14 protein-coding genes and 2 pseudogenes are annotated in these 14,847 nt (G+C 72.9%); 8 read left to right on the plus strand and 8 right to left on the minus strand.

Going from position 1 to position 14,847, the window contains the following annotated elements:
- Positions 1–238 (minus strand): annotated as a pseudogene (locus FRZ03_RS22085) (carbohydrate-binding protein); the annotation flags it as partial.
- 117 nt (positions 239–355) lie between these two features.
- Complete coding sequence (gene cdgB / locus FRZ03_RS22090; RefSeq protein ID WP_146466890.1) at positions 356–2,011, minus strand: diguanylate cyclase CdgB; 1,656 nt, start codon at positions 2,009–2,011, stop codon at positions 356–358.
- A gap of 334 nt (positions 2,012–2,345) precedes the next feature.
- Here cdgB and FRZ03_RS22095 point away from each other — a divergent pair, with 334 nt between their 5' ends.
- A complete protein-coding gene (locus tag FRZ03_RS22095; RefSeq protein ID WP_146466891.1) occupies positions 2,346–2,918 on the plus strand; it encodes a flavin reductase family protein in 573 nt (190 codons plus the stop codon).
- Positions 2,919–2,975: 57 nt separating this feature from the next.
- Positions 2,976–3,461: a GNAT family N-acetyltransferase gene (locus FRZ03_RS22100; protein ID WP_146466892.1), complete on the plus strand. Its 486-nt coding sequence runs from the start codon at positions 2,976–2,978 to the stop codon at positions 3,459–3,461.
- Positions 3,462–3,681: 220 nt separating this feature from the next.
- Here FRZ03_RS22100 and FRZ03_RS22105 read toward each other — a convergent pair whose 3' ends face one another.
- Together FRZ03_RS22105 and arfB are read right to left on the minus strand one after the other, a co-directional pair.
- The gene (locus FRZ03_RS22105) at positions 3,682–4,008 is read right to left on the minus strand and encodes a hypothetical protein (RefSeq protein ID WP_146466893.1); all 327 of its coding nucleotides are present in this window, start codon (positions 4,006–4,008) and stop codon (positions 3,682–3,684) included.
- 164 nt (positions 4,009–4,172) lie between these two features.
- The gene (gene arfB, locus FRZ03_RS22110) at positions 4,173–4,610 is read right to left on the minus strand and encodes an alternative ribosome rescue aminoacyl-tRNA hydrolase ArfB (protein ID WP_146466894.1); all 438 of its coding nucleotides are present in this window, start codon (positions 4,608–4,610) and stop codon (positions 4,173–4,175) included.
- Positions 4,611–4,773: 163 nt separating this feature from the next.
- Here arfB and FRZ03_RS22115 point away from each other — a divergent pair, with 163 nt between their 5' ends.
- Both FRZ03_RS22115 and FRZ03_RS22120 read left to right on the plus strand, forming a co-directional pair.
- On the plus strand, positions 4,774–5,349 hold the full coding sequence (locus FRZ03_RS22115; RefSeq protein ID WP_070024048.1) for a TerD family protein: 576 nt from the start codon (positions 4,774–4,776) through the stop codon (positions 5,347–5,349).
- Between the two features lie 90 nt (positions 5,350–5,439).
- Positions 5,440–6,033, plus strand: a pseudogene (locus tag FRZ03_RS22120) (GNAT family N-acetyltransferase); the annotation flags it as partial.
- Positions 6,034–6,168: 135 nt separating this feature from the next.
- On the opposite strand, the gene FRZ03_RS22125 reads toward FRZ03_RS22120, so the two are convergent.
- Entirely contained in the window at positions 6,169–7,563 is a 1,395-nt protein-coding gene (locus FRZ03_RS22125) for a M1 family metallopeptidase (protein ID WP_186785556.1), read from the minus strand.
- A gap of 52 nt (positions 7,564–7,615) precedes the next feature.
- Between FRZ03_RS22125 and FRZ03_RS22130 the strand changes: the two genes are divergently transcribed.
- Positions 7,616–8,116: a hypothetical protein gene (locus FRZ03_RS22130; RefSeq protein ID WP_146466896.1), complete on the plus strand. Its 501-nt coding sequence runs from the start codon at positions 7,616–7,618 to the stop codon at positions 8,114–8,116.
- Positions 8,117–8,120: 4 nt separating this feature from the next.
- On the opposite strand, the gene FRZ03_RS22135 is transcribed toward FRZ03_RS22130, so the two are convergent.
- Complete coding sequence (locus FRZ03_RS22135) at positions 8,121–8,798, minus strand: pentapeptide repeat-containing protein (RefSeq protein ID WP_146466897.1); 678 nt, start codon at positions 8,796–8,798, stop codon at positions 8,121–8,123.
- Between the two features lie 126 nt (positions 8,799–8,924).
- On the opposite strand from FRZ03_RS22135, the gene FRZ03_RS22140 reads away from it, so the two are divergent.
- Complete coding sequence (locus FRZ03_RS22140) at positions 8,925–9,896, plus strand: zinc-binding dehydrogenase (RefSeq protein ID WP_146466898.1); 972 nt, start codon at positions 8,925–8,927, stop codon at positions 9,894–9,896.
- Between the two features lie 56 nt (positions 9,897–9,952).
- Complete coding sequence (locus FRZ03_RS22145; protein WP_146466899.1) at positions 9,953–11,446, plus strand: MFS transporter; 1,494 nt, start codon at positions 9,953–9,955, stop codon at positions 11,444–11,446.
- A gap of 39 nt (positions 11,447–11,485) precedes the next feature.
- Here the strand turns inward: FRZ03_RS22145 and FRZ03_RS22150 are convergent, their stop codons facing one another.
- On the minus strand, positions 11,486–12,892 hold the full coding sequence (locus FRZ03_RS22150; protein WP_186785557.1) for an NAD(P)/FAD-dependent oxidoreductase: 1,407 nt from the start codon (positions 12,890–12,892) through the stop codon (positions 11,486–11,488).
- A 10-nt stretch (positions 12,893–12,902) separates the two neighbouring features.
- Positions 12,903–13,568, minus strand: coding sequence for a rhomboid-like protein (locus FRZ03_RS22155; protein WP_186785558.1), 666 nt, complete (start codon positions 13,566–13,568; stop codon positions 12,903–12,905).
- 87 nt (positions 13,569–13,655) lie between these two features.
- Here FRZ03_RS22155 and FRZ03_RS22160 point away from each other — a divergent pair, with 87 nt between their 5' ends.
- A complete protein-coding gene (locus FRZ03_RS22160; RefSeq protein ID WP_146466900.1) occupies positions 13,656–14,753 on the plus strand; it encodes a right-handed parallel beta-helix repeat-containing protein in 1,098 nt (365 codons plus the stop codon).
- The last annotated feature ends 94 nt before the right edge of the window (positions 14,754–14,847 follow it).

The following is a 14,847-nucleotide window of genomic DNA, read 5'->3' on the forward strand; positions in this document are numbered from 1 at the left end:
GCGTCTCGGGTGCCTGGTAGTGGGCGTTCGGCTGGCCGTAGGCGCCCTGCGGCGGGACGTAGGGCGGCTGCTGCTGGCCGTACTGACGCTCGCCGACCGTGCGCACCCTGCTGACCGAGTTCGGGTAGCCGTAGCCGCCGGACGGCGGCTGCGCCCCTCTGGCCTGGCCGTCTGCGTACAGATAGCCGAACGGGTCGTCTTCCTCGGGCGTGCTCGCGCCGTTGTCGCCGGGCGTCATCCCTTGGTACTCCTCAACAGGTGCGAACGGATGCGGTCATGGCTGGAAAGGCGAGCCTACCCGCTCCCACTCGCCCAAACAGGTGACGCAGACCGCATCAACTCGCTGACCTGGGGTTCATCCCGCACGCCGATGCTGTTTGGGACGAGATCGTTTCTCTACGTACATCCGCTCGTCGGCCGACTTCAAGACCTCGTCGGCGGTCATCCCGCAGTGCGCCCAGCCGATGCCGAAGCTCGCGCCCACCCGGACCGCCCGTCCCTCGGCCCGGATCGGCTGGATGATCTCGTTGCGCAGCCGTACGGCCAGGTCCTCCGCGTCGGCGCGGCCGAGGCCGTCGGCGAGGATCACGAACTCGTCGCCGCCGAGCCGGGCCACCGTGTCGCCGTCGCGCACGCCCTGGGACAGCCGCCGCGCGACCTCGATCAGCACCGCGTCGCCCGCGTTGTGCCCGAACCGGTCGTTGATCGACTTGAAGCCGTCCAGGTCGCAGAAGAGGACCGCGAGCCCCTTGGTGCCGTCGTCCCGGTCGCCCTCGGGGGCCACGGTGTGCACATGGTGGTCGTAGGCGTCGTACGCCTCAGCGCCCGGCGCGAAGTCGAAACCGTGCCCGGCGGGGCCGTCGTAGGCGGGGTGGCCGTAGGCCGCGTCCAGGGACTCCAGGGCGCCGGCGTGCGCCGGGCGGCGGCACAGCCGGGCGGAGAGCCGCGAGCGCAGCTCGGCGGAGTTCGGCAGGCCGGTCAGCGAGTCGTGCGAGGCGCGGTGGGCGAGCTGGAGCTCGCGGCGCTTGCGCTCCTCTATGTCCTCGACGTGGGTGAGCAGGAAGCGGGGCCCGTCGGCGGCGTCCGCGACCACGCTGTTGCGCAGCGACACCCAGACGTACGACCCGTCCCGGCGGCCGAGGCGCAGCTCGGCGCGGCCGCCCTCCGCCGAGGTGCGCAGCAGGGTGCCGATGTCCTCGGGGTGGACGAGGTCGGAGAAGGCGTAGCGGCGCATCGCGGAGGCCGGCCGGCCCAGCAGCCGGCACAGGGCGTCGTTGGTGCGCAGGATGCGGCCGTGCTGTTCACCGCCCATCTCGGCGATGGCCATGCCGGACGGCGCGTACTCGAAGGCCTGCCGGAAACTCTCCTCGCTGGCCCGCAGCGCCTGCTGCTCGCGCTCCAGGCGGACCAGGGCGCGCTGCATGTTGGAGCGCAGCCGGGCGTTGCTGATCGCGATGGCGGCCTGGAAGGCGTACATCTGGAGGGCCTCGCGGCCCCAGGCGCCGGGCAGGCGGCCGTTGCGCGGGCGGTCCACCGATATGACGCCGAGCAGCTCGCCGCAGGCGCCGCCCTGCACGCCCGGTGTGTACATGGGGGCGAAGAGGCGGTCGGAGGGGTGCCACTCGTCCTCGAAGCGGGGCGCCGGGCCGTCGGTGAACCACTGGGGCACATCGTCGTCGTCCAGCACCCAGCCCTCGGTGTGCGGTATGAAGACGAGGTCGCCCCAGCGCTCGCCCATGCCCAGGCGGCGGTCCCAGGCGTCGCGGGAGCCGACCCGGCCGGTGATCAGGGCCTCGGCGGCGGAGTTGCCGGAGAAGGCGGCCACGACCAGGTCGCCGTCGGGTCGTACGAGGTTCACACACGCCATCTCGTAGCCGAGGGCGGTCACCGCGCCGTCGGCCACGGTCTGCAAGGTGTCCGACAGACTGCGTGCCGTGTTCATGTCCGCCATGACCTGGTGCAGCTGCCGCAGGGACGCAAGACGGACATACGGCTCCGACTCGGTCTCCATGCTCGCCCTCCCCCCGAGACCTCGCAGCGAATCAAGGGTCGTCGTCTTCGGCGCCTCGTGGTTGCTCCAGCAGTTTCACCGCCACTGAATCACAGCGCGCTGCCCACCCGGTACACAGGGTCAACAATTCCTGCCCCTTGTGACTCAAGTCACAGCAAAACATGAACAATTGGGTGGTGTTTCCGCGTTCTTCCCGTGTTCACCCATTGCCGGTGCCGCGGTCGCCCGCGATGCGGTGGTTCGTTCGGTGGTGTCCGTCCGCCGCTGGTCCTAGGACCCGGTTCGGGCGGAGGCCCGATGCGGGGCCCGTGGGGCGCAGACTAGCGTTTCCGGCGTGCTGAAGACGCCTTCCCCCACCACCCTCACGGCTTCCGGGCATGCTGAGGGGGTGAGCAACGACGAGTTCCGGGCCGCGCTGTCCCGGCTGGCCGCGGGTGTGGTCCTGGTCACCGCGCAGGAACCGCCGCTCGATCCGGACGACCCGACCGCACCGGGCGTGGAGGACGTCGGCATGACCGCCACCGCCTTCATGTCCGTCTCCCTCGACCCGCCGCTGGTCCTGGTCAGCCTGCGGGAGGGCTCGCGCATGGACGACCTGCTCGCCGAACAGCCGCTGTGGGCTGTCTCGGTGCTCGCGGAGAGCCAGCGGCACATCGCGGGCCGCTTCGCCATGCGGGGCCGCATCAGCGACCGGCTGCTCTTCGAGGACATCCCCTACGCGCGCGGCGAGGCCACCAACGCCCCGCTGGTGGGCGGCGCGCTCGCCACGCTGGAGTGCCGGACCGAGCAGCGGGTGGCGGCCGGGGACCACACGCTGGTCATCGGCCGGGTGCTGACGGCGCGGGTGCCGAGCGCGGAGGGCGGGCCGCTGACGTACTTCCGCGGCCGGTACCGGCAGTTGGGCTGACCCCGCCCCCCGATAATTTCCGTGGTGGCGGTACGCCCCGCCGCCTAGGGTGCGCGCATGGCACCGCATCTGGCAGAGATCACGCCCCGCACCTTCGAGGCCGCCCTCGGCATCCGTGTCCGGCCCGACCAGGAACACGCCGTCGAGCCGGTGGAGCGCTCGCTCGCCGAGGCGTACGTCCACCCCGCCGGGGTGGCCTGGCCCCGCCTGATCCTCGACGGCTCCCGGCCGGTCGGGTTCCTCATGGCCTTCTTCGACATCGACTGGTACGGCGACGGCAGCGTGCGCCGCTCCGGCCTGTGGCGGCTGAACATCGCGGCGGCCGAACAGGGCCGGGGGTACGGGCGCTACGCGGTCGCGGCGGTCGGCGCGGAGATCCGGCGCCGGGGCGGGTCCGATCTGTACGTGACGTGGCACCCGGGTGCGGACGGCCCCGAGGACTTCTATCTCCGCCTGGGCTTCAGGAAGAACGGGGAGACGAGCGGGGGCCAGGTGGTCGGGGTGCTCGCGCTGGGGGACGGCACGGAGGGCGCGAGCGCCTAGTGCTGCGAAAGCCGACGATCGCGCAAGGTGAGAGAAGGGCCCCCGGAGATCCCCGTCAGCGCGATGGTGTCGGCGTCATGGCCCGACCGCGGCGACGAGCCCGGACGGCTCCGGGGCAGTTCCCGGCAGTGCGCGTCTCCCGCATGCGCGGCAGCCGTCAGGCACCGTGCCGGATCCTCCAGCAGCCGAGCCGGCACCCTGCCTCCCGCGGATGGCCGTCTCAGTAGCCGAACTCAGGTGCCTGATAGGGAGACCACCAACTCGTCAGGCCCCAGAGGCCCAGGGCGACCGCGGTGACGGCGGCCAGGGCGGCGACCCACGGGCGATGGAACCGGCGCAAGGCGAGCATCCAGAAGGCGAGCGGTACCAGGGCGCCCCCCGCGGCGACGAGCGGCAGGTCCACGTAGAGCACGCTGAGGTCCCGGTGGCGGCCCTCGAATCCACCCTCCACATTGACCCTTGCCAGCGGTGCCCAGGCCAGCAGCGCAGCTGCGGCACCCAGACCGGCGATGAGGAAACCGGCAAGGCCCTTGATCTCTTCCTTCACGACAGGCCAGACGCCCCAGCCCTGCTCGTAGTTCCCGGGTCGGCCGACTGCACTGCGCGCGGGGCGGTCGGCGACGCGAGCCGCCGGGAACGGACATCAGCTCACCATCGCGGCAGATGCGCGTGCCAGGCCCCGCGAGCCCGGCATGATCCAAACGAGCGGCCCTACCCCCAGTCCCGGCCCGAACGGCCGCGCTTGGTCTGCGCGCGCTGCTTCTTGTTCCGCAGCCGGCGCTCGTTGATGCCGCGCGGGACACGGGTGGGCTTGCGCGGCTTGGGCGGGGGCGCGGTCGCCTCCGCGAGGAGGGCGGCGAGGCGTACGGCGGCGGCCTCGCGGTTGCGCCACTGGGAACGGTGCTCGGACGCCCGTACGGTCACCACCCCGTCGGCCAGCCGGCCGGCCAGCCGCTGAAGGGCCCGCTCCTTCCACACCGGTGGCAGCGCCTCGGTGGCCGCCAGGTCGAAGCGCAGCTCCACCTGGGAGTCACTGGTGTTCACATGCTGCCCGCCGGGCCCCGACGACCTGGAGAAACGCCACATCAGCTCGGCCTCGGGGAGCGAGACGGAGCCGCGGATGACGTGGGGACCGGACATGCCTTCCATGTTCCCGGTCCGGGCCCGTTCGCGTCACCTGGATTTCCCGGACCGTGGAGAAGTCCGGGTAAAAAAGGTAAAGGGGTGCGGAACCATGAGGACCCCCCTCGGCGTTGTCCGGGATGACGGTAGCTTCGTCGGCACGCATTTCACGTCTCAGAAAGGACCCCACATGGCTGTAAGCCTGTCCAAGGGTGGCAACGTCTCGCTCACCAAGGAGGCTCCGGGCCTGACCGCCGTCACCGTGGGCCTCGGCTGGGACGTCCGCACCACCACGGGCACGGACTTCGACCTGGACGCCTCCGCGATCGCGGTCAACGCGCAGGGCAAGGTCTACTCGGACGCCCACTTCGTCTTCTTCAACAACAAGCAGACCCCGGACAACACCATCGTCCACACCGGCGACAACCGCACGGGCGAGGGCGCCGGCGACGACGAGGCGATCAACGTCAACCTGGCCGGCCTGCCCGCCGACATCGACAAGGTCGTCTTCCCGGTCTCCATCTACGACGCCGAGAACCGCGGCCAGAACTTCGGCCAGGTCCGCAACGCCTACATCCGCATCGTCAACCAGGCCGGCGGCGCCGAGATCGCCCGCTACGACCTGTCCGAGGACGCCGCCACCGAGACCGCGATGGTCTTCGGCGAGCTGTACCGCAACGGCGCGGAGTGGAAGTTCCGTGCGGTGGGCCAGGGTTACGCCTCGGGCCTGGTCGGCATCGCCCAGGACTTCGGCGTGAACGTCTGACGGACCGCCGTCCTCGCACCTCCCCGGCAGGCGGCCGGGGAGGGCGGAAATCCCGGCGCGGGCGAGCGGGTCCGGGGGTAGGTTGCCCCGGTGGTCCTCACGCCCCTCTCCCCCGGCCAGGACCTCTCGGGCCCCCTGCTGTCCGAACTCACCGCGCTGTACGCGTCGAACCGCGCGTTCCACCGGCTCACCGGCGACTTCCCCGACCCGGACGACATCCGGCCGCACCAGATCGCCGAGGCCCTGACCGGGGAACTGGCCGTGCCGGGCGCCGAGGTGCTGCTCGCCCGCGCCGGGGACGGACGGCTCCTCGGGCTCGCGATCACCCTCGCCCGGCACCCCGACCCCGCCGACCCGGACCCCTGGATCGGGCTGCTGCTGGTGCACGCGGCGGAGCAGGGCAAGGGGTACGGCCGCGCCCTCGCCGAGCGCCTGGAGGACCGGCTGCGCGCACGGGGCGCCGCCGCCGTGCGCCTCGCCGTGCTCGACAACAACCCGGCGGGGCTGGCCTTTTGGACCGCCCTCGGCTACCGCGTGCTCGACCACCGCACCGACCGCGCCCTCGGCCGCCCCTGCACCGTGCTGCGCAAGCCGTTGCGCGTCCCGGCCACCCGGAACGCCGCCGCGGACCCGGACCGCACGGCCCCGCCGTCCCGCCACGACAACGCCGGGACCGGCCTGCGCTGAGCCCTGCCGGGCGGCGGTCCGGAGGCGGGCGAGGGCGCCCTGAGGGAGCCGGCGGAGGGGGACATGGCCGCGCGGGCCAGCACGGACGCCGGACCCGTGGGCGTCGGCCGGGGGCGGCCGACGCGGGGTGCGCTACGGCTGCGCCGGCTTCCCCTCCCCGTACAGCCAGTCCCGCCAGATCTCGCTGAAGTCCGCACCGGGGAAACGTTTCTCGACGTAGGCCGTGAAATCCGCCGTGCTCGCGTTGCCGTGGCGGTGGGCCGCGGGCCAGGCGCGCAGGAGGGCGAAGAAGGCCCTGTCGCCGACCTTCTGGCGGATCTTGTGCAGGACCATGGCGCCGCGCTGGTAGACGGGCGTGCCCGAGATGTGCTCGGCGCCCGACGGCCGCGCGGGCGGGAAGGCCCACAGGGCGTCGTCGTCGCGGTGGTAGTAGTCGAGGAAGGTCTGCTGGGCGCTGTCCCCGCCGTGGTCCTCCTGCCACAGCCACTGGGCGTAGGTGGCGAAACCCTCGTTCAGCCACATGTCGCGCCAGGACCGCGGGGTGACCGAGTCGCCGTACCACTGGTGGGCCAGTTCGTGCACGAGGGTGCCGGTCTCCGGGGCGCCAGGGAAGACGGGCCGGTTCTGGGTCTCCAGGGCGTAACCGGCGTCGCCCGGGCGGGCGATGATCGCGCCGACGGAGGAGAACGGGTAGGGGCCGAAGGTGTCCTCCTCCCACTTGACGACGGCGGGCAGTCGCGCGAGGACCGCCGCGCTCGCCCCGACCTGGGTGCGGTCGACGGCGGTGAGGACGGGCAGCCCGCCCGGCCCCTCGGTGCGGGTGATGACGAAGTGGCCGATGGCGACGGTGGCGACGTAGGCGGCCATGGGCTCGGCGGTGTGCCAGTGGTAGGACGTACGGCCGCCGTGGGTGCTCTGGTCCGCCAACTCCCCGTTGGAGACGGCCTGCAGGCCCTTCGGCACGGTGACGGTGATGTCGTAGGCGGCCTTGTCGGAGGGGTGGTCGTTGCCGGGGAACCAGGCCATGGAGCCGACCGGCTCACCGAGGCCGAGGGCGCCGTCGGCGGTGGGCAGCCAGCCCTCCGCGGAGCCGTCGGGGTCGGTGAGGGTGCGCGGGACGCCGAAGTAGCGCACCGTCGTCCGGAAGGTGTGGCCCGCGCGCAGGTCGTCGTGCGGGCGGACGGTGAGTTCCTGCCCGGCACGGTTGAAGCGGGCGTCCCGGCCGTCGACGGCGACCGAGTCCACGCGCAGTCCGGCGAGGTCCAGGTCGAAGGCCGACAGGTCCTTGGTGGCGCGGGCGGTGATCACCGCGGTGCCGGTGAGCCGGCGGGTGGCCGGGGTGTAGTCGAGGGCGAGGGCGTAGTGGTCCACGTCGTAGCCGCCGTTGCCCGCCCTCGGGAAGTACGGGTCGCGCAGGCCGGAGCCGCCCGGGGTGCCGTGCACCCCGCCGCCCTCGCACGCGCTGCCGGTGAGGACGAGGGCCAGCACGGCCGCGGCGGCCGGCACGGCACGTACGGATCTGGACATGTCAGCGATCTTAGGGGCGGGGGCGGGTCCGGCGGCGTGACACCATCGGTGGGTGCTCGATATCGGCTATGCCCTCTCCAACCGCTTCCCGGACCCGCCGCAGACCGACTACCGCCGCGCGGACGTCCACGCGCTGCGGCACGACCTGTTCTGCGGGGACGTGTACCTCGCGGACACGAAGGCGGACCGGGAGCTGTCCACCGCCTGGGGATGGGTGCCGGTGCTGGACTTCGCGTGGGCGCTGTGCGACATCGTGGAACGCCTGGACCGGGACCCGAGGGGCTCCCGCGCCGCCCGGCCGCAGCGGGCGGAGCTGGACTTCACCGAGTCCAGCGACCGGATGCTCTTCGAGCGCCGCTTCGGGTGGGTCGACATCACCGCCGACTGGCAGCCGCCGGACGAGCCCCCGCTGTCCTTCTCGCACGCCGAACTGCGCCGTGAGGCACGGGACTTCCTGCACGACCTGATCGCCGACCTCGTCGACCTCCACGAGGAGCTGGGCGACAATCCGGCGATCTGGACTCTCCAGGCCCGCTTTCCCCGCGTCTCGTAACGGCCTACTCCACCCGGATCCCGACGGCCGCCGCCAGCGCCGGTGCCAGATCCAGCAGCTGGCCGGTGCCGATGACCGCGCCGGAGAGCCGTTCGAGGCCCCGGGCGATCTCCAGCGGCGCGGCACCGCGCAGATCGACGTCCTTGAGGGTGGCCCCGCCGAAGTCCGCCCCCTTCAGCGCGCAGTCCACGAACTCCACCCGCTCCAGACCGGCCCCCGCGAAGTCCGGTTCGACCAGGACGCAGGACTCGAAGACCACGTCCCGCAGGCGGGCCATGCGCAGGTTCAGGAAGTCGATCTTGCCGCCGCGCACCACGACCCGCTCCAGCACCGCGCCGTGCAGCTGGGCGCCGCCGAGCCGGGGCTCGATCAGTTCGACGTCGCGCAGGGTGGCCTCGGCGAGGTCGGTGCCGACCCCGCGCGCAGCGGTGAGCACGCAGTCCAGCACGCGGGCGTGGCGCAGCCGGGTCCCGTCCAGCGCGCAGCCGCGCAGCGCGCAGTCCATGAACCGGGCGCCCGCGGCGTCCTGCCCGCTCAGGTCCGCGTCCCGGAACTCCAGTGCGTCGTAGTCGCCGTCGGGATCCAGCGGTCCGCCGTCCCACGGCCGCAGCGGCGGCAGTCTCGGCTCCGGCCGCCGTGCGCCGCGCCGCATCCGGCTCCCGCCGGTCGTTCCCCTCGTCATGGGTCCATGCTGCACCCCGCCACTGACAATCGTCCCGGACCGCGCGGGCGCACCCCGCGGCAGGCCCTTGACCTCAAGCGTGCTTCAGGTCGGAGAGTTGCGGCAGTCGCTCACCTGGGGGTCCCCATGCACGTCGTACGCCTGTACGCCTTCGGTCCGGCCGAGAACCTGACCTACGAGGAGGCCGAGGACCCGGCCCCGGGCCCGGGGCAGGTGCGGATCGCGGTCGCCGCGGCCGGGGTGCACCTGCTCGACACGGCGCTGCGCGCCGGGCACCGGGGGCCGGCGCCGGAGCGGCCCGCCCTGCCGACCGTGCCCGGCCGGGAGGTCGCGGGCGTGGTGGACGCGGTCGGCGAGGGGGTGGCCGGGGCGTGGCTGGGCAAGCGCGTGGCCGCCCACCTGGGTTTCGCGCCCGGCGGGTACGCCGAACTGGCGGTCACCGACGCCGGGCGGCTGCACGAGATACCGGAGCCGCTGGACTTCGCAGCGGCCGTCGCCATGATCGGCACGGGCCGCACCGCCCTGGGCATCGCGGGGTGCGCGGAGCCGGGGCCGGACGACGTGGTGGTCGTACCGGCCGCCGCGGGCGGCATCGGCACGCTGCTGGTGCAGTACGCGGCGGCGGCCGGGGCGACCGTGGTCGGGCTCGCGGGCGGCCCCGCCAAGACCCGGCGGGTGCGGGAGAACGGCGCCGCGCTCGCCGTCGACTACACCGCGCCCGGCTGGGCCGCCGAGGTCCGGGCGGGGCTCGGCGGACGGGCCGCCACGATCGTCTACGACGGGGTGGGCGGCGCGGTCGCCCGGGAGGCCGTGGCGCTGCTCGGACCGGGCGGCCGGCACCTGGTCTTCGGCTGGTCGGCGGAGGGCATCGGCGACGGGCAGGGGTACGTCGTGGAGGGCGTCTCCGAGTCCGTGCTCGGGCCGGAGCTGGTGCGGCGGGGCGGCGGGCTGCGGGCGCTGGAGGAGCGGGCGCTCGCGCAGGCCGCGCGGGGGCGGCTGCGGCCCGCCGTCACCCGCTTCCCGCTCGCGGCGGCGGCCGCCGCGCACCGGGCGCTGGAGAACCGCGGCACCGTCGGGAAGGTGGTGCTGGAGCCCTGAGGCCCTGAGCCCGGCACCCGGATGCGATACGTACCGATTCATGGTCTTCTGGCCAGATGAGTCTCGGCCGAACGGGTGAGTCCCGGGCCGCCGCGGAGGGGACGGATCCGCACCGCTGGTGGGGGCTGGTCGTCATCGCCCTCGCCCAGCTGATGGTGGTCCTGGACGCCACGATCGTGAACATCGCGCTCCCCTCCGCCCAGCGTGCCCTGCACATGTCCGACGGCAACCGGCAGTGGGTGATCACCGCCTACACGCTGGCCTTCGGCGGTCTGCTGCTGCTCGGCGGCCGGGTCGCCGATCTCATGGGCCGAAAACGCACCTTCGTGATCGGGCTCGTGGGCTTCGCCGCCGCCTCCGCGCTCGGCGGCGCGGCCACCGGCGCGGGGATGCTCTTCGGGGCCCGCGCGCTGCAAGGCGTCTTCGCGGCCGTGCTCGCGCCCTCCGCGCTCTCCTTGCTGACCACGACGTTCACGGACCCGCGCGAGCGCGGCAAGGCGTTCGGCGTCTACGGCGCGCTGGCCGGCAGCGGCTCGGCGATCGGGCTGATCGTCGGCGGGGTGCTCACCGAGTACCTCACCTGGCGCTGGTGCCTGTACGTCAACGTGCCCATCGCCGCGCTCGCGGTCTTCGGCGCGTCCGTCCTGCTGCACGACCGGCCGGGGCACGGCGACGTCCGCCTCGACGTGCCCGGGGCGGTGCTCGGCTGCGGCGGCCTGGTCGCGATCGTCTACGGCTTCAGCGAGGCGGAGCCGCGCGGCTGGGCGGACCCGCTGGTGCTCGGGCTGTTCGCGACGGGAGCGCTGCTGCTGGTGGCGTTCGTGTGGTGGCAGGGCCGGGCACCGAGTCCGCTGCTGCCGCTGCACATCCTGCGGGACCGGGACCGGGCGGGGTGCTTCCTGACGATGATGCTCGCGGTGATCGGCATGTTCGGGCTGTTCCTGTTCATGACCTACTACCTCCAGGTCATCCTCGGCTACTCGCCGGTGCGCACGGGACTGGCCTTCCTGCCGATGACCGCGGCGATCGTCACCGGGTCCACGCAGATCTCCGCACGGCTGCTGCACCACGTGCCGCCGCGGCTGCTGATGGTGCCGGGCATGCTGCTGGCGTCGGGCGGCCTGCTGCTGCTGACCCGGCTGACCGTCCGCTCCTCCTACGCCGCGGAGATCCTGCCGTCCCTGCTGCTGCTGGGGCTGGGCATGGGGCTGACGTTCATGCCGGTGTTCGCCACGGCCACGGCGGGGGTCGCGCCGCGCGACTCGGGGGTCACCTCCGCGACCGTCAACACCGCGCAGCAGGTCGGCGGCTCGATCGGCACCGCCCTGCTCAACACCCTCGCCACCGCCAGCGCCGCCGCCTACATCGCCGCCCGCCCGCACCGGCCTGCCACGGTCGCGGCCGGCGTCGTCCACGGCTACACCGTCGCCATCGGCTGGGCCGCCGCCATCATGCTGCTGGCCGGCCTGATCGCCGGCCTGCTGGTCACCGCCCGGGCCCCCAAGCACGGGCCCCGGCCGAAGACCCCGGTGTCCGAACCGGTCGCCTGACACCACGACCGGCTGCGGACAGGAGACTGTCCGGCCCTCTCAGTGGCGCCCCGCCACCCAGTCCGCCGCCTTGGCCAGGCGGGAGGAGGCCGTGGCGGGGTGGAGGCGTTCGCGGCGGTCGGCCGTGTGGTAGGTGGCGTACATGCCGTGGACGCCGAGCCAGCGGAAGGGCTCGGGCTCCCACTTGCGGACCTTGTGGCCGACCCAGGGCAGGTCGGTCAGTTCGGTGCGGCCGCCCTGGCCGGAGTCCTGCTGGACCAGGTCGCGCAGGGTGCGGGCGGCGAGGTTGGTGGTGGCGACGCCGGAGCCGACGTAGCCGCCCGCCCAGCCGAGGCCGGTGGAGCGGTCCAGGGTGACCGTGGCGCACCAGTCGCGGGGCACGCCGAGCACGCCGGACCAGGCGTGGGTGACCCCGACACCGGCCAGGGACGGGAAGAAGCGCACCAGGACGTCCCGCAGCGCCTCGACGGTCGCCCGCTGGGTGCGGCCGTCGTTGTCCGTGCGGGAGCCGAACCGGTACGGCACCCCGCGCCCGCCGAGCGCGATCCGGCCGTCGGCGGTGCGCTGCGCGTACATGTAGGCGTGCGCCATGTCGCCCAGCGTCTCCCGGCCGTCCCAGCCGATCGCCGCCCACTGCTCCGCGCTCAGCGGCTCGGTGGCGATCATCGAGGAGTTCATCGGCAGCCAGGTCCGCTTCTGGCCCTTGAGGGAGGCGGTGAAGCCCTCGGTGCAGCGCAGGACGTAGGGCGCGCGGACGGTGCCGTAGGGGGTGACCGCGTGCTTGGGGCGGATCTCCGTCACCGGGGTCGACTCGTGGATCGTCACTCCGAGCGCCGCCACCGCCGCCGCCAGCCCCTTCACCAGCTTCACCGGGTGCAGCCGGGCGCCGTGCGGGGTCCAGGTGGAGCCGACCGCGTCCGCGACCCGGATGCGCTCGGCCGTCTCCCGGGCGCCGTACAGCTCGCGGTCCTTCTCGCCGTACGACAGCTCGTGCTCGTGGAACGCCTTCAGCCGGGCCAGCTGGGCGGGGGTGGTGGCCACCTCCAGGACGCCGCCCTTGTGCAGGTCCGCGTCGATGCCCTCCGCCTCGGTGACCGCGATCACCTCGTCCACGGTGTCGTTCATCGCCTTCTGGAGCCGTACCGCGGCCTCCCGCCCGTGCAGTTCGGCGTACCGGTCGCGGCCCGCGACGCCGTTGTACAGCCAGCCGCCGTTGCGGCCGGAGGCGCCGTAACCGCAGAACTTCTGCTCCAGGACGGTGATCCGCAGGAAGGGCGCGGCCTTCTTCAGGTAGTAGGCGGTCCACAGGCCGGTGTATCCGCCGCCGACGATCACCACGTCGGCCGTGGCGTCCCCGGACAGCGGTTCCCGTACCGCGGGGAGGCCGTCGTCCGCGTACCAGAAGGAGATGCCACCGTTCACGACACTGCTCGCCGAGCTGCTCATGGCCGGGAACCTAACCCGTGGGAGTGGTCGGTGTCTCCTTCGGATTCCGTGCTTTCGCGTGGCCTCTGGTGAGCGGGTGGCAGGCCAGGCCGATCAGCATCGCCAGGAAGTGCCCGATGTCGGTGAAGGTGGGCGACTGGGCCAGCGGAAGGGTGAAGACGGCGAGGACGGCGGCGAGGTAGCCGTAGCGCCAGGGGGAGGCGATCCGGTAGGTGAGGACGGCGACGACGCCGGCCAGCGCGTAACTGACGCCGATGTCCAGAGTGTTCACCGCCGAGTGGGGCGCGATGCCGTCCTTGATCGCCTTCAGCAGCAGGCCCTCGCTGACCAGGGACGCCAGCACGTGCGCGCACGCGCACACCGCGAGCCAGCGGGCGGTGCCCAGCCACCGCTCGGCCGGCGCGTGGAAGGCCGTGTACAGCACGGCGTACGGCAGCCACCGCCCGCCGTCGATCCACATCGCGCTGGTGACCAGCACCCGCAGCGGGGTGCGCGACAGCTCGTGGATGTTGGTGGACCTGCGGCGCAGGAAGTGCTGCTCGAACCCCGGCGACATGTGGTGCACCGCGACGGTCGTGACGAACAGGACGGCCAGCCAGACATAGGTGCCCGGGGCGCCGCGGACGTACCGCGCGACCGCCCCGAGTCCACGGCGCAAGGGGTTGACCCGGGTCACGTCGCCAGTATGCGGCCCCTTCCGCTGACACGCCGCCGGATGGCCTATCCGTACAAGTAAGGATTATTGGGTCATAACGTACCCGATATGAAGAGATGTCACATCGCTTACGCCGCGAGCGCCGTCGCAGCACTGATCGGCGCCGGACTCGGCGCCGCCCCCGCGGCGGCCGCCCACCAGACCCTGGTGGTCCGCCAGGGCGAATCGATCCAGCAGGCGGTGAACCGCGCGCAGCCCGGTGACACCGTGCTGGTGCTCCCCGGTGTCTACAAGGAGAGCGTCACGATCAACACGCCCCAGGTCACCCTGCGCGGCCTGGGCGGCCGCACGGTGATCGAGCCGGCCGTGAAGACGGTCGCGGGCAAGGCGCCGCGGACGGACACCAGGGCGACCAAGAGCTGCGCCGAGGGTGGCAACGGCATCTGCGTGATCGGCACCAAGAAGAAGAACGTCGAGGGCGTCACCGTCGCCGATCTGGTGGTGACCGGCTTCGCCCGCGCCGGGGTGTTCGGCATGGCGACGGACGGCATGACCGTGCGCGGCGTCCAGGCCGTGAAGAACGCCGTGTGGGGCATCGCCCAGGAGCGCTCCGTGCGCGGCCGCATCTTCGGCAACTACGCCCAGGGCAACGGTGACGCGGGCGTCTTCCTCGCCAACACCATCACCGAGGAGGCCGGCGCCCTCGACACCCGGCGGACGGTGGTCGAGCGCAACCGGCTGGAGGACAACCGGATCGGCGTCACCGTGCGCCGCCTGCGCAACCTCGCGGTCGCCGAGAACCACATCACCGGCAACTGCGCCGGCGTGTTCGTCGTCGGCGACGAGAACAAGCCCAAGGCCGGTGCGCTGGAGGTCGCGTACAACGACGTCAGCCGGAACAACAAGTCCTGCCCGAAGACCGACCGGCTGCCCGCGATCCAGGGTTCCGGCATCGTGCTGACCGGCGCCGAGAAGACCGTGGTGGACGGCAACCGGGTCGTCGGCAACACCGGCACGTCCCCGCTGTCCGGCGGCATCGTGCTCTTCAAGAGCTTCGTCGGCGTCACCAACGACGACAACCGCATCACCGACAACTCGCTGGCCGGCAACGGGCCCGCCGACCTCGTCGACACCGAGACCAAGGGCAAGGGCAACACCTTCCGGCACAACGCCTGCCGTGCCTCCAAGCCCTCGGGCCTGTGCTGACCGCCCGACCACTGCCCCTGCTGGACCGACGCAGGCCGAAGAACGAAGGAGGGCGGCAGATGACCACCGCTGAGACGGCACCGCCGAACCGGAC

Origin of the sequence: Streptomyces misionensis, assembly GCF_007896895.1 — a bacterium.
GTDB classification, from domain to species: domain Bacteria; phylum Actinomycetota; class Actinomycetes; order Streptomycetales; family Streptomycetaceae; genus Streptomyces; species Streptomyces misionensis_A.